This is a genomic window from Anaerococcus martiniensis (assembly GCF_043187485.1).
Classification (GTDB): Bacteria; Bacillota; Clostridia; order Tissierellales; family Peptoniphilaceae; genus Anaerococcus; species Anaerococcus martiniensis.
In genome coordinates this window covers 229,216-249,352 of the sequence record NZ_CP171106.1, presented here as the reverse complement: position 1 = coordinate 249,352, position 20,137 = coordinate 229,216, and the positions used below count along the sequence as shown (strand labels likewise).

22 protein-coding genes are annotated in these 20,137 nt (G+C 30.2%); 21 read left to right on the top strand and 1 reads right to left on the bottom strand.

Going from position 1 to position 20,137, the window contains the following annotated elements:
* Positions 1-8 precede the first annotated feature (8 nt).
* Entirely contained in the window at positions 9-494 is a 486-nt protein-coding gene (locus tag ACF3NF_RS01290) for an ATPase (RefSeq protein ID WP_262122121.1), read from the top strand.
* A gap of 23 nt (positions 495-517) precedes the next feature.
* On the opposite strand, the gene ACF3NF_RS01285 is transcribed toward ACF3NF_RS01290, so the two are convergent.
* Positions 518-1,675 carry a tRNA(Met) cytidine acetate ligase gene (locus ACF3NF_RS01285; protein WP_394023539.1) on the bottom strand — a complete coding sequence of 386 codons (1,158 nt, stop codon included), beginning with the start codon at positions 1,673-1,675 and terminating at the stop codon, positions 518-520.
* 158 nt (positions 1,676-1,833) lie between these two features.
* On the opposite strand from ACF3NF_RS01285, the gene efp reads away from it, so the two are divergent.
* The 20 genes from efp to ACF3NF_RS01185 all read left to right on the top strand — a co-directional run bounded on the left by efp (position 1,834) and on the right by ACF3NF_RS01185 (position 20,125).
* A complete protein-coding gene (gene efp / locus ACF3NF_RS01280; RefSeq protein WP_394023537.1) occupies positions 1,834-2,391 on the top strand; it encodes an elongation factor P in 558 nt (185 codons plus the stop codon).
* 9 nt (positions 2,392-2,400) lie between these two features.
* On the top strand, positions 2,401-2,727 hold the full coding sequence (locus ACF3NF_RS01275; RefSeq protein WP_394023533.1) for an Asp23/Gls24 family envelope stress response protein: 327 nt from the start codon (positions 2,401-2,403) through the stop codon (positions 2,725-2,727).
* A complete protein-coding gene (gene nusB, locus ACF3NF_RS01270) occupies positions 2,727-3,101 on the top strand; it encodes a transcription antitermination factor NusB (RefSeq protein ID WP_394023531.1) in 375 nt (124 codons plus the stop codon). Before ACF3NF_RS01275 ends, nusB begins: the two co-directional genes overlap by 1 nt.
* 1 nt (position 3,102) lies before the next feature.
* The gene (gene xseA / locus ACF3NF_RS01265) at positions 3,103-4,290 is read left to right on the top strand and encodes an exodeoxyribonuclease VII large subunit (RefSeq protein ID WP_394023529.1); all 1,188 of its coding nucleotides are present in this window, start codon (positions 3,103-3,105) and stop codon (positions 4,288-4,290) included.
* Entirely contained in the window at positions 4,283-4,468 is a 186-nt protein-coding gene (xseB, locus tag ACF3NF_RS01260) for an exodeoxyribonuclease VII small subunit (protein WP_262122127.1), read from the top strand. Before xseA ends, xseB begins: the two co-directional genes overlap by 8 nt.
* Entirely contained in the window at positions 4,461-5,288 is an 828-nt protein-coding gene (locus tag ACF3NF_RS01255; protein WP_394023527.1) for a polyprenyl synthetase family protein, read from the top strand. Before xseB ends, ACF3NF_RS01255 begins: the two co-directional genes overlap by 8 nt.
* Positions 5,289-5,297: 9 nt before the next feature.
* Positions 5,298-5,750 (top strand): arginine repressor, encoded by a 453-nt coding sequence (locus ACF3NF_RS01250; RefSeq protein WP_262122129.1) that lies wholly within the window; start codon positions 5,298-5,300, stop codon positions 5,748-5,750.
* Positions 5,750-7,450, top strand: a complete 1,701-nt coding sequence (gene recN, locus ACF3NF_RS01245; protein WP_394023524.1) for a DNA repair protein RecN — start codon at positions 5,750-5,752, stop codon at positions 7,448-7,450. Before ACF3NF_RS01250 ends, recN begins: the two co-directional genes overlap by 1 nt.
* Positions 7,437-7,982, top strand: coding sequence for an NUDIX hydrolase (locus ACF3NF_RS01240; protein ID WP_262122131.1), 546 nt, complete (start codon positions 7,437-7,439; stop codon positions 7,980-7,982). Before recN ends, ACF3NF_RS01240 begins: the two co-directional genes overlap by 14 nt.
* Positions 7,982-8,674 carry a segregation and condensation protein A gene (locus tag ACF3NF_RS01235; RefSeq protein ID WP_394023522.1) on the top strand — a complete coding sequence of 231 codons (693 nt, stop codon included), beginning with the start codon at positions 7,982-7,984 and terminating at the stop codon, positions 8,672-8,674. The genes ACF3NF_RS01240 and ACF3NF_RS01235 overlap by 1 nt, the downstream gene beginning before the upstream one ends.
* Positions 8,675-8,680: 6 nt before the next feature.
* Entirely contained in the window at positions 8,681-9,214 is a 534-nt protein-coding gene (gene scpB, locus ACF3NF_RS01230) for an SMC-Scp complex subunit ScpB (RefSeq protein WP_394023520.1), read from the top strand.
* A complete protein-coding gene (locus ACF3NF_RS01225; protein WP_394023518.1) occupies positions 9,204-9,899 on the top strand; it encodes a pseudouridine synthase in 696 nt (231 codons plus the stop codon). Before scpB ends, ACF3NF_RS01225 begins: the two co-directional genes overlap by 11 nt.
* A 40-nt stretch (positions 9,900-9,939) precedes the next feature.
* Positions 9,940-11,154, top strand: coding sequence for a BaiN/RdsA family NAD(P)/FAD-dependent oxidoreductase (locus ACF3NF_RS01220; RefSeq protein WP_394023516.1), 1,215 nt, complete (start codon positions 9,940-9,942; stop codon positions 11,152-11,154).
* Positions 11,151-11,804, top strand: coding sequence for a (d)CMP kinase (cmk, locus tag ACF3NF_RS01215; protein ID WP_394023514.1), 654 nt, complete (start codon positions 11,151-11,153; stop codon positions 11,802-11,804). The genes ACF3NF_RS01220 and cmk overlap by 4 nt, the downstream gene beginning before the upstream one ends.
* Positions 11,794-12,372: a lysophospholipid acyltransferase family protein gene (locus tag ACF3NF_RS01210; protein WP_394023512.1), complete on the top strand. Its 579-nt coding sequence runs from the start codon at positions 11,794-11,796 to the stop codon at positions 12,370-12,372. Before cmk ends, ACF3NF_RS01210 begins: the two co-directional genes overlap by 11 nt.
* A 14-nt stretch (positions 12,373-12,386) precedes the next feature.
* A complete protein-coding gene (locus ACF3NF_RS01205; protein WP_394023510.1) occupies positions 12,387-14,669 on the top strand; it encodes a bifunctional 4-hydroxy-3-methylbut-2-enyl diphosphate reductase/30S ribosomal protein S1 in 2,283 nt (760 codons plus the stop codon).
* A gap of 67 nt (positions 14,670-14,736) precedes the next feature.
* On the top strand, positions 14,737-16,092 hold the full coding sequence (gene miaB, locus ACF3NF_RS01200; protein WP_394023508.1) for a tRNA (N6-isopentenyl adenosine(37)-C2)-methylthiotransferase MiaB: 1,356 nt from the start codon (positions 14,737-14,739) through the stop codon (positions 16,090-16,092).
* Between the two features lie 98 nt (positions 16,093-16,190).
* Positions 16,191-17,171, top strand: a complete 981-nt coding sequence (locus ACF3NF_RS01195; RefSeq protein WP_394023506.1) for a V-type ATPase subunit — start codon at positions 16,191-16,193, stop codon at positions 17,169-17,171.
* 2 nt (positions 17,172-17,173) lie between these two features.
* Entirely contained in the window at positions 17,174-18,052 is an 879-nt protein-coding gene (locus ACF3NF_RS01190) for a V-type ATP synthase subunit I domain-containing protein (protein WP_394023504.1), read from the top strand.
* Positions 18,053-18,061: 9 nt separating this feature from the next.
* The gene (locus tag ACF3NF_RS01185; RefSeq protein WP_394023502.1) at positions 18,062-20,125 is read left to right on the top strand and encodes a V-type ATP synthase subunit I; all 2,064 of its coding nucleotides are present in this window, start codon (positions 18,062-18,064) and stop codon (positions 20,123-20,125) included.
* Positions 20,126-20,137 lie beyond the last annotated feature (12 nt).

Sequence of the window (20,137 nt, the reverse complement as noted above, 5' to 3'; positions counted from 1 at the left end):
GGGAACATATGGCAAGCACAATCACAGAATTAATTAATGAAATGGAAGATGTAATGGATGAAGCAAGTGCTGTTCCATTTTCTAGAAAGGTATCAGTAGATCCAGACGAAATTTATGAAATATTAAATGAAATGAAAGATTCTTTACCACAAGAAATCAAACAAGCAGAATGGACTTACCAAGAAAAAGATAGAATTATCGGCGAAGCAAATGCAGAAGCAAATGAAAGATTAGCTCAAGCTGACAAAGAAATTCAAAATTTTAAAGAACAAGCAAAAACTCAATACCAAAAAATGATTTCAGAACATGAAATTACTCTACAAGCAAGAACAGAAGCTGACAGAATCCTTCAAGAAGCAGCAACAGAAGCAAACAAAATTAGACAACAATCATATGAGTATATCGATAAATTATTCTCATCATCATCTGAAAACTTCAGCCAATTAGCTCAACAATTAGAAAAAAATAGAAGATCTATTTTAGAATCAAGATAAATAAAAAAGACGCCATTAGCTTTCTAATAGCGTCTTATTTTTTTTGTAAAATCTTGATTTAAATCTCGCCCCGTAGAAATATTATATAAATTTGAGGCCTTAAGCATTTGTGTTAAAACTTTTTTATCAGTTCCAGTTAACCTATCCATATCTTTTTTTGTAAGTACTGGCATACTTTTTGAATTTCTAAATATATACTCACTATTTTTATTGAAGGCCAAGACTTTGTAAAAATCAATATCAAAGTCATTCATATAACTTTCATTATCCAGGATAAAATTTAAAACAAGTCTTTTAATCCTTGAAGAGGTATATCTTTTTGTAGTAGCTTCTTCTAGAAAAGATGAAAAATTTTGGTTTTTTACTGCTATTTTCCAAAGATAGTTTTCAATACCATCTTCATAACCCAAAATATTATCCATTGGCTTTTGCTCTATTAGGAGCAAATATTTAAAAATCTCATATTCATAATCCATACTAGGAATTCCAAATTTTTGTATACTTTCTTCAATGACTTCATAAGAAAAATTAGGTACATGGTCTTTGTAATCATTAAAAATATTTTTTCTAATGGCAGTTGAAGATGAGATATTTTCTTTTTTTAATTCACTTTCTTTATTTAAAGATGAAATTCTTTTTATAGGAACAGGTTTTATTTTTGAATCTATTTTTCTAATAGCTCTAATATACTCAAGAGCTAAGATATTATTCGAAGTAATAAAATTATTTTCCCCAAGCAATTGGCAGGTGGCATCATAACGTGCCTTTGTAAAGGATGAGTTGTGGAGATTATTTTTAGTTAATTCTTCAAGTTCGTAAGATTTTTCAATTAAAATATCAACTTTTTCTAAAAATTCATCTGGGTTTAATTTTTCAATACCAAAACATAGGTAATCTATACCTATCTTTTCTAATATTTTAATAGATCCTATTGCAAAGTATTCTGCAGATTGGAGGCTTATAAATGATGGCATTTCAACAACCATATCAAAACCGGCTTTCATAGCACTATCTGCCCTTGAAAATTTGTCGATAATTGCAGGCTCTCCTCTTTGGACGTAGTCACCACTCATAATACTTAAAGAAAGTTCTGCATTTGTTTGCTTTTTTGCCTCGTCAAGCAGATACTTATGTCCCTTGTGGAAGGGATTAAACTCGGAAATTATTGCTAAAGTTTTCATAAAATCGTTATACCCCAAATGAATTATATTTCATTATTGAATTATATTTCATTATTAAGGAATATTTTATATATATTTGAAATATAATCCTAATTAAATTTCCAAAAAAATACAGAATATGGTATAATAATGTAAACTAAATTTACATAGGAGGAATTATGATTTCTGCAAATGATTTAAGAAAAGGTGTTACTTTTGTATATGACAATGATGTTTACCAAGTAGTTGATTTTCAACACGTTAAACCAGGTAAGGGTGCTGCATTTGTTCGTGCAAAGATAAGATCAGTTATGGGTGGAGGAACAAAAGATGTAACTTTTAACCCAAATGAAAAATTTGAAAACGCTGTTATTTCCACTAAAGAAATGCAATATTTATACAATGATGGTACACTTTATTATTTTATGGATCCTGAAACATTTGAACAAATTGGTATTGAATACGAGGCTGTAGAAGAAGCTATCCAATATGTAAAAGAAAATGACTCAGTACAAATCAAATTCTATGATGGAAATCCATTTAGCGTTGATGCTCCAAACTTTGTTGAACTTAAAGTTACAGAAACAGAACCAGCTATCAAAGGTGATACAGCAACAAACGTTACAAAACCAGCTACAGTAGAAACAGGCGCAATTATTAACGTTCCAGTTTTCGTAAATGAAGGGGACACAATTAAAATTGATACAAGAACTGGAGATTACCTATCCAGAGTTTAAGGAGAAATAATGGCTAATAATTTTAGAAATGGACAAGTGAAAATAGCAAATGAAATTTTAGACCAGCTTGCAATAAGAGCTAGCGAAGAGATAAATGGAGTTTGCGCTCAAGGTGAAAATGAAAGTAAAATAAATATTTCACAAAATAGTCCAAAAAGTACAGTAACTCAAGCAAATGGAAAACTACTAGTAGACTTAAACGTAAGTCTTGATAAAAATGTGAATGTTAGAAAAACTGTAAAAGACATTCAAGAAAACGTAGTAAGGGTTATTGAATCTATGACAGGCCTAAGTGTAGCTCGTGTGAACGTTTCTGTGGATAAATTAGTAATCTAATGAAACGCACTGAGCAAAGAGAATGGGTTTTTAAACTCATCTATGAAGATAGTATAAATAAAATATCTGACGTTGAAAAAACTTTATCAAATCACGGCATAGCTGATGAAGAATTTATAAAAGATTCTATCATTTCATATAATGAGAATTATGAAAATATAGAAAAAACCTTAGAAGAATCTCTAAAAAAGAGATATAATCGCTTATCTAAAGTTGAAAAAGCAATATTATTCCTAAGTTTAAATGAGATGAAATATATGGACATTCCAGTTTCGGTTTCTATAAATGAAGCTGTTGAACTTGCAAAAACCTATGCTGATGACAATGACTATCAGATGATAAATTCAGTTTTAGGGAAAATTGTAAGAAAATAATATGTTAAAGGCACTTTCTGTAAAACAATTTAACGAATATTTTAAAACTAGCATAAAACATGATCCCATCCTAACAAGAGTATATATAAATGGAAGCCTTGCCAATATAAGGTTTAATGGTGCCCATTTATATTTTTCTTTGAAAGAAGGAAACGATATTATAGACTGTGTAATATATTATTACGTAGATAAGGATATCGATTTTGACTTTAAGGAAGGGATGGATGTCCTAGTTCGTGGTAACTTTTCCTACAATAATTTTTCATCAAGGGTTGTCATAATAACAAATGAAATAAATAAAAATGGAGTATCTGAGGAATATTTAAAGTTTATCAAAATGAAAGAAGACTTTAAAAATCGCGGATACTTTGACTTGGAAAATAAAAAAGAGATTCCAAAACTTCCGAAAAATGTGGGGCTAATAACATCAAAAGACGGGGCTGCCATAGTCGACTTTATTTCAGTAATAAACCAAAAACCAAATGACATCAAAATAAAGTTATTTCCAGTAAAGGTTCAAGGAAACGATGCAGTGGAATTGATTTTAAAAGGCCTTGATGATTTGGAAAAATTGGACCTTGATGTAATAGTAATAACTCGTGGTGGAGGATCTAACGAAGATTTATCAGTCTTTAACGACAAAGAAATAATCGAGCGAGTTTTTAAAGCGAAAACACCAATTATTTCAGCAATCGGACACAAAATTGATACTACATTATTGGATCTAGTCGCTGACTTATCACTACAAACACCAACAGAGGCTGGATCATATATTATTGCGAATTATACAAATCTAGAAAGCGAAATAAAGAAAAACATCTCGCTAATGAAAGATATAATTCTAAGCCAGATTAGACTAAATGAATATAAGCTAGCTATTCTAAAACAAAAATTAAAAGCAACTAATCCAAAAAATAGTGTTGAACAAAAAAATAAGGATGTCAAAAGTCTTAAATTAACAATTGATAAGGCGATAAAAAACAATCTTGCTTTTAATAAATCCAAGATAAATTTATTAGAAACAAGACTTAAGGCGGCAAAAACATTAATAGAGGCTAGAAAAGAAAATATTGTTATAAAAAGTGTCGACGATGCTCAAATATTTTCTAAATATTCAGTAAAAGTGGGAGAAGAGATAGAAATCAACTTTAGTGATGGAAGGATAAAAGCAGTAGTAACTGATGGATAAATCATTTGAAGAAAATTATAAAAAAATTGAAGAACTCTTAGAAAAATTAGAAGAAAATAAGGAAAATTTGGATGAGAGTATAAAAATTTACGAAGAAGCTAACGGTCTTTACGAGGAGCTTAAATCCCAACTTTCAGACTATCAAGCAAAAATTGAAGTAATAGGCAACCATGAATAATGAAATTTTTGAAAAAACATTAACTAGTAATAAAAATTTAATAGATCAAAAAGCAAAAACTTATTTTGATAATAATTATAGGATAGCTCATGCTCTTAGCTATGCAATGGATTCAGGAAAAAGAATCAGGGCTAATCTATATTTAGAAAGTTTGAAATTATTTGATAAAGAAATTACAGAAACTGATATTGACTTTGCCCTTTCTTTAGAAATGGTCCATGCTTATTCTTTAGTCCATGATGATTTGCCAGCAATGGATGATGATGATATGAGACGCGGAAAGCCTTCCTTACATAAAAAGTTTGGAGAAGATATTGCAATATTAAGTGGAGATGCTCTCCTTAATGAAGCAAGCTCTCTTATTTTTAATCTAGCTTGTAAAAATCCGATGTATGCAGAGGCTGGAAAATATCTTTTTGACCATAGTGGGTACAAGGGCATGATAGAAGGTCAAGTTTTAGATTTAAGATGCCCAGAAGCTTACGATAAAGACTATCTTTTAAATGTTTACGATAAAAAAACTTCTGATTTATTTAAGGCATCTATAATATGTGCTGCAATTGTTTGTGGTTGTTCAAATGAGGGAATAAAGAAACTAGAAGAATATGCTTATAATCTAGGTCTAGCTTATCAAATTCAGGATGATTTACTCGAAGAAACATATGCTGATGAGCTAAATATTTTAAATGTTTTAGAAAAAAATGCAGCTATAGAATTGTTAAATCAGATAAATCAAAAAGCAAAGACAGCTATATCAAATTTTACTAACAACGATTTTTTACTATTTTTGATAGATTACCTATCAGTGCGCGAGAAATAAGGAAAAATTATGAAAAAATATACCAGACAAAGATTGATTCTTGATATTATCCAGAATAACGAAGTAAAAACTCAAAGCCAACTTTCTCAAATGTTAAGAGACCAAGGGGTTGATGCAACACAAGCTACCATATCTAGGGACATCAAGGAACTTCGTATTTCAAAAGTTCAAACTGATGATTATGAATACAAATATACAGTCGTTGATACAGTTTATGACACTTTAAACGAACGTATGGAAAAGATTTTTAAGGAATCTGTACTTTCTGTTGAAAAGAGTGGGCAATTTTGCGTAATTAAAACTATTTCATACTGTGCAACTGTATGTGGTCAATATATTACAAACGCAAAACTTGAAAACATTCAGGGAATAGTGACAGGAATAGATACCATGTTTATAACACCAAGAGATTTTGATACTCTCGATGATTTGATAGAAGAAATAAGGGATATGGTTAGATAATGCTTTCTGAGCTATTTATAGATAATTTTGTAATTATAAAAAGAAATCATATATTTTTTGAAGAGGGATTTAATGTACTGACTGGTGAAACTGGTTCAGGAAAATCACTAATCCTCGAATCTATAAATTTGCTTTTAGGAAAAAGAGCTGATAAAGACATAGTAGGTCGTTTTGCGCCAAAAACTGTTATTGAAGGAGTTTTTGAACTAGATGAAAAAGCTAAAAATATATTAATAAATAACGGTGTAATCTTTGATGAGGATGATAATAAATTAATAGTTAACAGAACTATTTCTCAAAAGTCATCTACTTTGCGTATCAATGGCAGAGTTGCAAACCTTACTATACTTAGAGAAATATCACCGATACTTATTGATATTTACAATCAGGGTGATTCAAATGCCTTTATGAACAAGGCAAATTATATTTACCTTATCGATAATTATTCTAACGACCAAGAAACTATCGATCTTAGAAAAATGATTAAGGCCTTAGTTAATCAAAAAAACGAATATTTAGTAAAATATAACAATCTAAATTTATCGGATGAAGAAATAAGTAGGGAAAGAGATTTGATAAAATACCAAATCGAAGAAATTGAAAAAATAGATTTATTTTCTATAAATGAAGAAGAAATTGATGAGGAATACAAAAAGCTAAATAATATCAATGCCATGCGTGAGTCAATAGAGGCAGCCAAGGGTATTTTGGATAACAGCGATTATGATGTAAATTCTATTTCTTCAATGCTTGGTGCAATATTAAGTGAAATTAATTCTTTTTCTGATATCGATAGTAGGCTAAGTGAGTTTTATGATCGCTTATCTGCCCTAAATGATGAGGTAAATGATATATATTCAGAAATGGATATTTACCAAGAATCATTAACAGGAGATCCAGAAAGAGCTCAAGAACTCGAGGACCTTATAGAACACATTTACAATTTAAAAAGAAAATACGGTTCAAATATAGATGAAATAATTTCCTATTATGATGAAATCTCGGCTAGGATTAAGGAACTGGATGAGATTGAAGACTTAAGAGATAATTTGGATAGTATCTTATCTGACATTGACCAAAAACTTAATGAAAATGCTAGTAAGCTCCATGATATTAGGATTAAAAAAAGTAAAATCCTAGAGGAAAATATAAATAAATCTATTGCAGACTTAAATATCAAAAATGGTTTATTTAAAATAGAATTTAGTAAAAAAGAAAACATTGATACTACTGGTGCAGATGAGCTAGATTTCCTAATAAGGACAAATAAGGGAGAGGATTTAAAGTCACTTACCAAAACTGCATCAGGCGGTGAAATATCCAGAATCATGCTAGCTTTTAAGGAAATATTTGCTGACTTTGATGATGTAGATACTATGATATTTGATGAGATTGATACTGGAATATCAGGACGAACTGCCCAAATTGTGGGAGAAAAAATCCTAGATTTATCAAATAAAAGACAGGTAATAGCTATAAGCCACCTGCCACAAATTGCATCTTTAGCTAGCAACCATATACTAATTAGCAAAGAAGATGTTGGAGACTTTACTATTTCATCCACTCAAAAAATTGAAGGCGAAAAACGTATTTCAGAAATAGCTAGACTCATAGGTGGAGTAAACATTACAGATATAACCATAAATTCAGCGGGTGAAATGCTAGAAATGGCGGAGGAATTAAGAAATGAGCGACAATAAATTTTACGAAACGTCTATTAAATCAGATACTATTTATGATGGCAAAATATTAAAACTCAGAGTAGAGACAGTTGAATTACAAAATAAAAAATATTCAAAAAGAGAAATTGTGGACCACCAAAAGGGAGTAGGCATTATTGCCTATGATGGCGATGACAAATTATGGATGGTAAGCCAGTACAGGATTGCTGTCGATAAAGTTATGCTAGAAATCCCAGCGGGACTAGTTGATGCAAATGAAGCACCAATAGAGGCTGCAAAAAGAGAATTACAAGAAGAAATAGGATTTCTTCCAGAACAAATAGATTTCTTATTTACCATGCACTCATCTCCTGGATTTACAAATGATAAGTTATTATTCTTTGTAGCAAAAGACTTAGTAGAATCAAAACTAGATCTAGATGAGGACGAAAACTTAGAAGCTAATTCATATCCAATTGATGAGCTTTATAATATGGTCGAAAACGGCGAAATCACAGATGCTAAAACAATAATTGCTATCCAATATGCAATGATGAATAGAAATAATTAATGGAATTTACTATTGAACTAGAGGGCTTTACAGGCCCTTTTGATTTGTTATTAAAACTAATTGAAAAGAAAAAAATAGATATATACGATATAAACTTAGAGGATTTGACCAAGGATTATCTATCAGAAGTTGAAAAGTTAGATCCAGCTATTGAAGATTTGAGTAGCTTTATTTATATTGCTTCAGTACTTTTAAATATAAAATCAAATAAACTTTTACCAAAAGAAAAAGATGAAAATTTGGAAGAAGATTTTATCGCCTACTTAATCGAGTATAAAAAAATAAAATCTGTCCAAAATGATTTAAAATTATTAGAAGAGGAAGCAAGGAAAATCCACAGTAAATATGGAGAAGACCTGGCAAAATTTGAAGCTGAAGAAGAAATAATTACCAAAGATGTGAAAATTCTAGCCAATCAATTTCAAAAACTTCTAAAAAGACTAGAAAAAGAAGAAAAGCCTCATAATATTATTTCTAAAGTTAAAATGCCGGATGTAAATGATTATTTATCAAGTTATAGAAGAGCCTTGGAGATTAGAAATGATTTGAAACTTGATTTAATAATCAATGAAATTCACACAAAGGCAGAGTGTATAGCAAGCTTTTTAGCACTATTGGAACTTTGCAAACTAAAAGAAATTTATCTAGAGCAAAATCAAGGTAACAAATTTCATATAAAAAAAAGAATGTAGGAAAAGATGGAAAAAATTTATCTTAAGGGACTTATTGAAGAGGTTTTATACATTTGGGGAGAGCCAATCAATATAAATGACCTTTCAGCAATAATTACCGACGCAGATAAAAAACAAATAAAAATAGCAATGGATGAAATGGTAGCTGAAAGAAAACAAAATCAAAGTGGGCTTTTGATTAATAACTTCGATGGAGAGTACCAGTTTGTAACTAGGGTAAAACACGATAAATATTTTTCTTCTCTAGTAAAGAAAACCGAGAAAAAGCTAACATCATCAGCTCTTGAAACACTATCAATTATTGCCTATAAACAACCTATAACTCGAGCAGAAGTTGATAAGATCCGTGGGATAAATTCTCAAACCACAATTGATAATCTTTTGGATCGTGGACTTATAAAAGAGAATGGCCGTTTGGATAAAATTGGCAAGCCAATTATTTATGTTACAACGACCTTATTTTTACAATATTTTAATATATCTTCTTTAGAAGAATTGCCAGAGATAAAAGAATTAGAAGAGGAAATTTATGAGGATTAATAAATTTATCGCCCAAGCAGGATATACTTCTCGAAGAAAAGCTGATGATTTGATTAGAGATGAAAAAGTTAAAGTAAATGGGAAAATCCTAAAAGAAATGGGTTATGATGTCAAGGATGATGATATTGTAAGCATAGATGGGGAAATACTTCAATTAGAAGAGTATTTTTATTATAAGCTTAACAAACCAGTTGGGTATATCACAAGTAATTTTGACCCTCATAATGACAAAGATTTAAATAATCTAATAGATATTGACGAAAGATTTTTTGCAGCTGGTAGGCTTGATAAGGATAGCCACGGACTTTTAATAATTACAAATGATGGAGATTTTACAAACTCTCTAATCCATCCTTCATCTGGGATTAGCAAAGAATATATAGTAAAAGTTGATAAATTGCTCAATCAAAATCAAATCGAAAAATTTAAAAGTGGTCTTGATATCGGCAATGGTGAGCTGACATCAGATGCAGCTATTCGTTATATAAAAAATAACACATATATTGTTGCTATCCGCCAAGGATACAACCGCCAAATTAGAAGGATGTTTAATGTGTTTGACTCAACTGTAATAGACCTAAAACGTACAAGAATTGGAGCAATTCATCTTAATGACTTAATAGCAGGTCAATACAAGAAATTTGATAAAAAAGAAATAGAATTTGTTTCTTTAATGAAGGAATAGTTATCTATTTCTTTTTTTTATGGTAAAATTTTTATAGTATATGAAAAAAATAGGAATCATTGGAGCAGGAGCAAGTGGGCTTTATGCTGCAATCAATTTAAAAAATAAAAATACAGATGTGACTATCCTTGAGAAAAACGATAGGATTGGTAAAAAGATTCTCATGACCGGCAATGGTAGATGCAATATAACAAATGCAAAATATTATGATGAATTTTTAGAAAATATTGTGACCAATCAAAAGTTTTTATATTCTTCATTTAACCTTCACGACAACTATGCCAGTATGGATTTTTTTCAAAGTAAGGGCTTAGAATTAGTCACCGAAGGATACCATAGAGTATTTCCAAAATCTCAAAAAAGTAGTGATGTTATAAAATTTTTTGAGGATGAAATTATAAAAAATAACATAAAACTTGTCACCAATGCTAACGTGTTGAGTATAAAAATGGATGAAAAGTTTGAAGTTAAAACTGCTAGAAAAGATTACGAATTTGACTATCTAATCATAGCAACAGGTGGATTATCATACCCAAATACTGGATCGACTGGAGATGGTTATAAATTTGCAAAAAACTTTGGACATAAAGTAACAAAAACCCTCCCTTCTTTAGTACCAATTTTCTTTAAGGATAAGGACTTATCACATATAAAGGCCTTGTCACTTGAAAATATAGATATAAAAATAGAAACGAATCAAGGTGTTTTTTATCAAAGAGGACCAGTTTTATTAACAAAAAACTTTATATCAGGACCCAGTACTTTAAGTTTATCATCGTTTGTAGTTGGAAAAGATATAAAAAATGTCTCACTAAATTTGTCTAAAGATGATGAGAAAGAACTTGATCAAAATTTTATAGATATATTTGATAAAAATCCTAATAAGGATATATCAAATGTCTTAGACCAAATTATTCCAAATATTTTAGTTCCAGTAATCATAAAAAGATCGGACATAAAGCTAGATAAAAAATGTAATCAAATAAGAAAAGAAGAGAGAACTAGGATAGTAAAAAATATTAAAAATTTCACCTTGGACTTTGGAAAATTTGGCGGATTTAATACTGCTGTCATTACCAAGGGTGGGGTTGATGTCAGAGATATTGACCCTAAGACTATGGAATCTAAACTAGTTTCTGATTTGTATTTTGTTGGAGAAGTCCTTGATTTAGACGGTCTAACAGGAGGATTTAATTTGCAAATAGCATTTACAAGTGCATTTGCTGCAGCAAGTGCTATAAAGGAGAAAATATGACATATATAATTGCCATTGATGGGCCTAGTGGTTCTGGCAAATCTACCATATCAAAAAGATTGGCAAGAGTTTTAAATATTGAATACCTGAACACTGGAGCCATGTATAGGGCAGCAACCCTCTACTTTTTAGAACATCTCTTAAATGAAGATTCTAGAATAGAAGAAATTAAAAAGGCCCTAGATGATATCAAAATTGATTTTAGGGATAACGAAATATTTTTAAATGGGGTAAATGTAGAAAAGGAAATAAGGTCAGATATTGTGACAAAAAATGTGTCTTGGGTTTCTGCAAATAGTCTAGTACGTGAAAGATTAGTAAATATGCAAAGAGAAATTGCAAAAGAAAAATCATATGTACTTGATGGACGAGATATAGGCACAGTTGTATTTCCAAATGCTAAGTACAAATTTTATTTAACTGCCAACGCTAGGCAGAGGGCCATAAGAAGGTTTGAACAAAATGAATCAAAACTAACAGTTGAAGAAATTGAACAGGCCATTATAGACCGAGATAATTATGACTCTACACGTGAGATTTCACCTTTAAAAAAAGCAGATGATGCAATAGAGATTGATAATTCAAATTTAAATATAGATCAGACTATCAATCTAATACTTGAAAATATGGAAAAGATAGATGTTTTATAAGATTTTTAGAATAATTGCCAAAATAATTATTTGGCCACTTTATAGAGTTCATGTAGTTGGCATAGAAAATATTCCACAAGATGATGGTTACATTTTATGTGCCAATCATAAATCTATGCTAGACCCAATTTTTCTTGCAATTGCCTTTCCATCACATATAAGATTCATGGGAAAAAAAGAATTATTTAACAACAAGCTATTAGGAGGGCTTCTAAATGCACTTGGAGCTTTTCCAGTCGATCGTGAAAGCAGAGATTTAGCTAGCTTAAAAAAATCCATAAAGTTACTTAAAGATGAAAAAACTTTAGGGATTTTTCCTGAAGGAACTAGAACCCAAAATATTGCCCGTGAAAATATGAAAGATGGCGTTGCCTATATTGCTTTAAAGGCCAAAAAAGATATATTGCCTGTAGAGATTGTATCTACTTTTAAGCCTTTTAGAAAAACTTATATTTATATAAATGAAATAATAAACGTAGATAAATATTCGAATATGAAGTCTAGACAAGCCATGGTAAAAATGACTGATGAAATATATCTACATATTTACAAAAATCAATTAAAATAAAAGAAAGAGATAAAATGGAAATTATAATAGCTGAAAATTCTGGATTTTGCTTTGGGGTAAAAAGATCTGTTGACCTTGCCCACGAAGCCCTAGACAGTGATAAGGAAAAATATACAGTAGGTCCCTTAATTCACAATCCACAATTGGTAAAAAAATTAGAAGAACAGGGCTTAAAAGTATTAACAAAAAAGCAAGCTCTTAAAATAAAGGATTCATTAATAGTGATCCGTGCCCATGGAGAAAGTGCTGAATTTAAACAAGCCTTACTAGAAAATGGAAATGAAATACTGGATGCAACTTGTCCAGTCCTATCAAATATATATAAAAAAATAATTGCAAAAGAAGAGGAAGGATACCAAGTAATTATTGTGGGAGATCCTAATCATCCTGAGATAATTGCTATGGACTCTTATTTAAAAAATGGTATAATAGTAAGTGATGAGACTGAAGCAAAAAATATTAAATGTGAGAAACCTCTCTATATTGTAAGTCAAACTACAAATAGAGCTGATTTTTACTATGATATTGCAAATACGCTCAAAGAAAATAATGGTAGTGTTGTGATAGAAAACACAATCTGCAATGCAACTAAGCTTAGACAAGAATCAGCAGCAGAATTGTCTAAAGAGGTTGACTGTATGATTGTAGTTGGTGGTTTTAATAGTTCTAATACTAACAAGCTATTTCAAGTAGTGAGTTTGTATAACAAAAATGTTTTTAGGATTGAGACTGTTAAAGATCTACCTTTGCAAAAGCTCTCGGAATTTAAAAAAATTGGAATAATCGCAGGTGCATCCACACCTGATGAGATTATTGAGGAGGTAGTTAGTAAAATGGACGAATTTACAAAAGAAGATTTTATGAATAGTCTTGAGGATAGTTTAAAAAAGGTATATCCAAAAGATGTTATCACAGGAACAGTTATCGATGTGAAAGATGATGAAGTTTTTGTTGATATCCAATACCGTGCAGATGGTATCATAAAACTTGACGAAATGACAGAAGAAGAACAAGAAAATCCTAAAGATCATTTTGAAGTTGGTACAGACATCGATGTTTATGTTATCAAACTAGATGATGGTGAAGGAAACGTAGCTCTATCAACAAGAAGAGTTCAAGGAATGAAAGTTTGGAAAGACCTTGCTGAAAAATTCGAAAACGAAGAATTAGTTACAGGTACAGTTTCAGGCTATAACAAAGGTGGACTTACAGTTGATGTTGAAGGAATAAGCGGTTTTGTACCAGCAAGCCAAGTTGCAACATACTTTGTTAAAAATTTCAAAAAATTCGTTGGTGAAACATGGGATTTAAAAATTGTTTCAATCGATGAAAGAAAAAATAGATTAGTTTTATCTCGTAAAGATGTTCTTGAAGAAGAATTAGATGAAAGATGGGATGAACTAGAAGAAGGCCAAGTACTTGAAGGTGAAGTAGCAAGACTTACAGACTTTGGTGCTTTCGTAGAAGTAAATGGGCTTGATGGTTTACTACACGTATCAGACATTGCATGGACAAGAGTAGAAGTTCCATCTGATGTATTAAACGTTGGAGATACTATCGAAGTTAAAATTTTAAAACTAAATAAAGAAAAAAATAGAATTTCTCTTGGTCGTAAACAACTTCTTGACAAACCATTCGATTCATTTGTAAATGAACACGAAGTTGGTGATGTAGTTACAGGTAAAGTTGTAAACTTACTTGATTTTGGTGCTTTCGTAGAAGTTGCTGATGGTGTGGAAGGACTAGTACACGTTTCAGAAATTTCTTGGGATCACGTTGAAAAACCATCTGATGAATTAAATGTTGGAGATGATATCCAAGTTAAAATTATTTCATTAGACAATGAAGAAGAAAAAATTGGTCTATCAATCAAACAATTAGAAGAAGCTCCAGAAAGACCAGAAAGAAAACCAAGACGCGAAAAAAGAGAAAATACAAATAATAATAGACCAAGAAGAAAAGCAGAAAGAGCACAAACAGATAACTTTAGCTCAGATGCTGACTTAAACAACAACCTTGGTAACCTATTAGAACAAGCTCTATTTGCACAAGGTTCATCTGATCTAATCGGAGAAGAATCAGAAGTTGATAATGTAATCGATGATTTTGATTCAGCTGAAGCTCCAGAAGAAAATTTAGACCAAGAAGTTAACGAAGAATTAGCTACAGAAGCTGAAAAACTTGACAATGAAGTAGCTGATGAAGATATCGTAACACTTGAAGATGAAGAAAACCTTGATCAACCAGTTGAAGAAATCGACGATGTTGATTCAGATGAAGAAGAAATAGAATATTAATCTATAAAATAAAATTAAAAACTAAAGAAGATGATTTCGGTCATCTTCTTTTTTAAATGAGGATACAATGCAAAATTTACAAAAAGAAAAATATAAAGATTATTTTGAAGGTAAAACTTACAATATAACCACATTTGGTTGCCAGATGAATGAACATGATTCTGAACGTATTTCTTATATACTAGAGGATTTGGGATACACTTACACAAGCAATAGAGAAGAAGCTGACTTTATTATATTTAATACCTGCTTGGTTAGAGAAAATGCGGAATTAAAACTATATGGTCAAGTTTCATCCTTAAAAAAACTTAAGAAAGAACATCCGGAAAAAATTATTTCTGTATCTGGCTGCATGATGCAAACAAGCGAAGCTCGTCAGGTAATAATCGATAAGCATCCTGAAGTTGACATAATATTTGGAACAAAAAATATAAACTCCCTAGGAGATTTGATATTTAGATATCTAGAAACGGGTGAAAGGGTTATTGATATTTCTACAGATGCAGTAAAGGATGATTTTGAAAAATACAATTCCACAAATGATTTCCAAGCCTATGTAAATATCATGCGAGGATGCGATAATTATTGTACTTATTGTATAGTACCAGAATCACGTGGGCGTGAAGAATCTAGACGTCCATACTCAATTATTGAAGAAGTAGAATATTTAGTTTCTAAAGGATTTAAAGAATTTACCTTGCTTGGACAAAATGTAAACTCATATGGAAATAACACAAACTATGATTTTACTTTCCCAGAACTATTAACAAGAGTTGCTAAAATTACAGGTGTAAAAAGACTAAGATTTACATCTAGCCATCCAAAAGATTTATCTGATGAACTAATCGAAGTTATGCGTGATAATGACAACATTTGTAACTACTTCCACTTACCTATGCAATCAGGTTCAGATGAAGTATTAAAGAAAATGAACCGTCATTATACAATAGAAAAATATTTGGAAAGAGCAAATAAATTAAAAGAAGAAATTCCAGGCATTGCCCTTTCTACAGATATTATAGTAGGTTTTCCTACAGAAACAGAAGAAGATTTCCAAAAAACAGTTGAAGCATGTAAGAAAGTTGGTTTTGACTCAGCTTACACCTTTAAATACTCACCTAGACCAAAAACAGTTGCAGCAAAATACCCAACAATAGATGATGATATAGTCCAAGACAGATTCCAAAGACTTTTAGATGAGCTCTACCCAATGTTTAATGAAAAAAATGCTGAATATGTAGGTAAAACTGTAGAAGTATTATTAGAATCAGAATCAAAAAATAATCCTGAAATCTTAACCGGAAGGACCGATACATTTAAATTAGTTCACGTAAAAGCACCAAAAGAATTAATTGGTGAATTTGTAAATGTAAAAATCACCGACCATACATCATTTACTATATCAGGAGACTTGGTAAATTAATTATCAAATCAACTATGGATAATACAAACTATTTATTATCCTTTTAAAGAAAGGTTATAAGTGATATTATTTTTCTGTAGGGAGAAAAGAGGCGATAAATGAGAGATGTATTAGTAAAAGCCAAGGCAAAGATGGGCAGAATGCCAGATAATGATTTATATCTAGCCTTAGCAAATGAAGGTGACATAGACAAAAAAATTGATATTCTTTCAAAAGCTTATCCTGAAGTTGACAATAGGAAAGATAAAAGATCCCTGGAAGTTGAAAATTTTAACTGGATTTTTGGTGAATTAAAAAGCATTGACTATTTCTTGCATGGAATTGAAAGTGAATTTTTTAATTTATACTTTTCAAAATATGAAATATTATTTTTGCAAGAAGTTATTGAATCACTTGTAAATAAAAATTACAAAAGAAATTATCAAAGTTTTAAAGTTAACCCTCTATCTAAAAACTTTATTCTAGATGAGGATATGGACTTAGAATCTTTTGTAATTGCAAATAAAGCTAGTAAATATTATAGAGTGCTGCTTGCATTTTTAAATGAAAATATGGAAGCAGAGTCTATAATATTTTTGTCTTCAAACGCTTTAATCAAATTTTATTATCGTAGTTTACTAAAACTAGCAAAAAAATTTAATAGTAAAGAGCGCAAGCAAATAGAGAAATTTTTGGGTGAAGAAATTAATTTACTCAATTTTGAGATGCTTTACAGACTAAAATCCTATTATAATAGAAATGATGGAGATGTTTTTAACTACCTTATTGAAGGAGGAAATAAATTTAACGGGCAGAGGCTAAAAGAATTGGCTGAAATGCCCAAGATAGATTTCCTTGAGAAAATGAGTGCTAGTAAATATAAAAATATATTCATTGAATATACTCATACTCATAAAGAAATTAGAAAGAGGGAATTAAAACTTTATTATGGTGAAATAACCAAGCAAGAGTCTGACATCCTTTATGTGATTTCTGCAATGAATATATTGTTTATAAGTGATGAAAACATCGATGCACTTTTGGAAGTTGATGAGTCTTTCACAGTTGAGGAAGCTATGGAATATCTAATAGTGAGGTAATAATGGCAGTAGAAAAAATGTACCTGGTAAATATGATATCCGATAAAAAAAATCTGGACAGTTTTTTGGAAGATGTAATTAATATTGGTGATATTGAGCCACTTGATTCATTTAACCAAATTACAAACAGAACTTTTAACATAAAAGCAAGCGCTGAAAATGTTGGAATAACCGAAGATATTAATAAATTATCAGGATTTAGTAGAGATGATGATGGATATACAGCAAAACTTGAAGAAATCAAAAATACTTTAGGTCTTGATGATAATCCAAAAAATGGCCAATTGCTTGACCATGACAGAGTCGATGAACTTTATAACAAACTTAAGGTTTTATCAGACAGAAAAGCAGAACTAGAAGAAAAATCAAAACAACTTGAAGTTTATAAGAGAAATCTAGATACACTTAAAAAGCACAATATTGATATAGAAAAAATTCAAAATCTTAAATATTTTGAGTATAGATTTGGAGAAGTTACTGAAGATGGACGTTTCATATTAAAAAATAATTACGAAAATATCCCATCTTTAATCATCCATTTAGATGAAGATGTTGATCAAGCAAGTTTGAATGCACTAAATGAAATCTACGCAATAGATGAAGCAACCTTTAGTTTAAATGAGAAAACCAATGCAATTTTAGAAAATGAGAGAGAAAACACTCGAAATGTTTCGCTAAAACTAGATCAAGAGTACTCATTAAAAACAAAAAATGAATCAAATCACATTTATAACGAAATTATGCAAGCTGCTTCAGAAAGAGAAAATAAAATCAATGTAGATTATCAATCTAGAATTAATAATATGGATAAGATCTATAGCAAATATAAAGACCAAGTTGTAGATAAAATAGTTGATTTTTTAGTAGATACTGAGAGTTAATCAAAAGGAATGAAAATGGAAGGTAATCAAAAATTTAATAACATTAAATTAGCGAATGGTAAAGATTATCTACAGAATAGGGCTAAAAATATCAAAGAAAATTTTAAAATATACGAAAAATCTAAGATACACCTGAGTAAATCTTTAGAAAATACAAGTAAGAGTAGTTACATAGATGCTGAATTGATTGATAATGATAAGAAATCAAATTCTATAAATAATAATCATTCAAAAAAATCTCATGATCCAAGAATTAATAATTATGATTTACTGGATAATCAAAGCTATTTATTAGTATATCCTAAAAAAGTTAATAAAGATTTAACTAGAACAATAAATACTTTAGGTTTTGTAGATAACCAAGTACCAAGAGAAACTAATCTAGACAATATAGACATTGAAATAGATAATACAAAAAATAAAATTGAGCAAATAAATGATGAAATAAATAATTTAATGGCCGATAATAAGAATCTGATTGATTCAATAACTTATAATATAGCTTACGAAAAAGAAGCTAGTGACTATCAAAATAGCATGGCTTTTGGTGAAAAATATTTTTATTTTTCTGCCATGGTCGGACAATCCAAAATTAAAAATATGGAAGCTATTGAGAAAAAATATTCAGACACAAATATTATTTCAAAAGACTTAATGAATGATTTCTCTAAGAAAAAAAATGATGACAAAAAGAATGATAATAAGCAAACAAATAAAAATGAAGAAAGTTATTTGCTTGTTTATCCAGAAAAGGTAAAAAAAGACGTATCTCGTTCTATAAATACCTTGGGATTTGTTGATAATGAAATACCCGAAAATGCCAATATAAATACTATTAATAAAGAATATGAAAATGTAAATAGAGAGCTTTTGAGCATCAATCATCAAATTAACGAAATTAACAGACAATATGAAGATGTAATGGATAATATTTCTTATTCACTAAATTATGCGCGAAAGTCAGAAGAATTGAAAACTACAATGGCTCAAGGGGATAAATACTTTTACCTATCAGGCTGGGTTCCAGAATCTGAAGTTAACAAATTTAAGGCTCTAGAAAACAAATATGATAATACAATTTTAAATACAAAAGAAGTTGAAAGTATTAGACAAGCACCACCTACGAGACTGAAAAATAATTCATTATTTAGACCTTTTGAATATTTGGTCAATATGTATGGTGCTCCAAACTATGATGAGATTGATCCAACTCCGTTTTTTGCAATTACCTATTTACTTTTATATGGATTAATGTTTGGGGATTTGGGACAAGGTTTAGTATTTATAGCTATAGGTTTCTGGTTGTCAAAGAAAAATAAAATATTTGGTGGATTGATAAAAAGAATAGGCATTTCTGCATCAATTTTTGGACTTATGTATGGATCTTTCTTTGGTAGAGAAGATTTGATTCCTGCCTTGCTTATAAAACCATTTGATAACATCATGACAGTCCTAATAGCATCAGTTGCATTTGGTGTAAGTTTAATGGTGATTTCATATATTATTGGTATTTATAATAAAGTCCACCTTCAAAAAAATATCGAAGAAGGAATTTTCGGTAAAGAGGGTCTTGCAGGACTTATGATGATGACTTCATTTATAATTATTGTCCTTGCACTTGTAAACGTAGGTCCAGTTCCCAAAAATATTGGCATAATCTTGCTTATACTTTCAATAGTAATGATGATATTTAAGCAACCTATAGCAAGAAAGTTAGAGGGAAATAAGAGACTATACGACCAAGCAAAGGGAGATTATTATCTTGAAGGTTCGTTTTCAGTGATAGAAGCCCTACTTTCAGTATTTTCAAATCTTGTATCATTTACAAGGGTTGGAGCCTTTGCAATAAACCACGTAGGTTTGTATATGGCTTTTGAAGTTATGGCAAAACTTATTGGTGGTGGCATCAAGGGCTTTATAATATTAGTCATTGGAAATATTTTTATAATCGGCTTAGAAGGTATGATTGTAGGTATCCAAGGATTAAGGCTTGAATTTTACGAAATGTTTAGCAAGTATTATGAAGGTAACGGTCGATTATTTAAACCAATCGGAAAAAAATCAAATAACTAAATTGGAAAGGAA

Coding starts and splice junctions, on each gene's coding strand:
- xseA (WP_394023529.1), top strand. CDS start 3,103: ATGTTAAAGGCACTTTCTGTAAAACAATTTAACGAATATTTTAAAACT.
- recN (WP_394023524.1), top strand. CDS start 5,750: ATGCTTTCTGAGCTATTTATAGATAATTTTGTAATTATAAAAAGAAAT.
- ACF3NF_RS01205 (WP_394023510.1), top strand. CDS start 12,387: ATGGAAATTATAATAGCTGAAAATTCTGGATTTTGCTTTGGGGTAAAA.
- ACF3NF_RS01220 (WP_394023516.1), top strand. CDS start 9,940: ATGAAAAAAATAGGAATCATTGGAGCAGGAGCAAGTGGGCTTTATGCT.
- ACF3NF_RS01290 (WP_262122121.1), top strand. CDS start 9: ATGGCAAGCACAATCACAGAATTAATTAATGAAATGGAAGATGTAATG.
- ACF3NF_RS01210 (WP_394023512.1), top strand. CDS start 11,794: ATGTTTTATAAGATTTTTAGAATAATTGCCAAAATAATTATTTGGCCA.
- cmk (WP_394023514.1), top strand. CDS start 11,151: ATGACATATATAATTGCCATTGATGGGCCTAGTGGTTCTGGCAAATCT.
- scpB (WP_394023520.1), top strand. CDS start 8,681: ATGGAAAAAATTTATCTTAAGGGACTTATTGAAGAGGTTTTATACATT.
- ACF3NF_RS01275 (WP_394023533.1), top strand. CDS start 2,401: ATGGCTAATAATTTTAGAAATGGACAAGTGAAAATAGCAAATGAAATT.
- miaB (WP_394023508.1), top strand. CDS start 14,737: ATGCAAAATTTACAAAAAGAAAAATATAAAGATTATTTTGAAGGTAAA.
- ACF3NF_RS01225 (WP_394023518.1), top strand. CDS start 9,204: ATGAGGATTAATAAATTTATCGCCCAAGCAGGATATACTTCTCGAAGA.
- efp (WP_394023537.1), top strand. CDS start 1,834: ATGATTTCTGCAAATGATTTAAGAAAAGGTGTTACTTTTGTATATGAC.
- ACF3NF_RS01250 (WP_262122129.1), top strand. CDS start 5,298: ATGAAAAAATATACCAGACAAAGATTGATTCTTGATATTATCCAGAAT.
- nusB (WP_394023531.1), top strand. CDS start 2,727: ATGAAACGCACTGAGCAAAGAGAATGGGTTTTTAAACTCATCTATGAA.
- xseB (WP_262122127.1), top strand. CDS start 4,283: ATGGATAAATCATTTGAAGAAAATTATAAAAAAATTGAAGAACTCTTA.
- ACF3NF_RS01255 (WP_394023527.1), top strand. CDS start 4,461: ATGAATAATGAAATTTTTGAAAAAACATTAACTAGTAATAAAAATTTA.
- ACF3NF_RS01285 (WP_394023539.1), bottom strand. CDS start 1,675: ATGAAAACTTTAGCAATAATTTCCGAGTTTAATCCCTTCCACAAGGGA.
- ACF3NF_RS01235 (WP_394023522.1), top strand. CDS start 7,982: ATGGAATTTACTATTGAACTAGAGGGCTTTACAGGCCCTTTTGATTTG.
- ACF3NF_RS01185 (WP_394023502.1), top strand. CDS start 18,062: ATGAAAATGGAAGGTAATCAAAAATTTAATAACATTAAATTAGCGAAT.
- ACF3NF_RS01240 (WP_262122131.1), top strand. CDS start 7,437: ATGAGCGACAATAAATTTTACGAAACGTCTATTAAATCAGATACTATT.
- ACF3NF_RS01195 (WP_394023506.1), top strand. CDS start 16,191: ATGAGAGATGTATTAGTAAAAGCCAAGGCAAAGATGGGCAGAATGCCA.
- ACF3NF_RS01190 (WP_394023504.1), top strand. CDS start 17,174: ATGGCAGTAGAAAAAATGTACCTGGTAAATATGATATCCGATAAAAAA.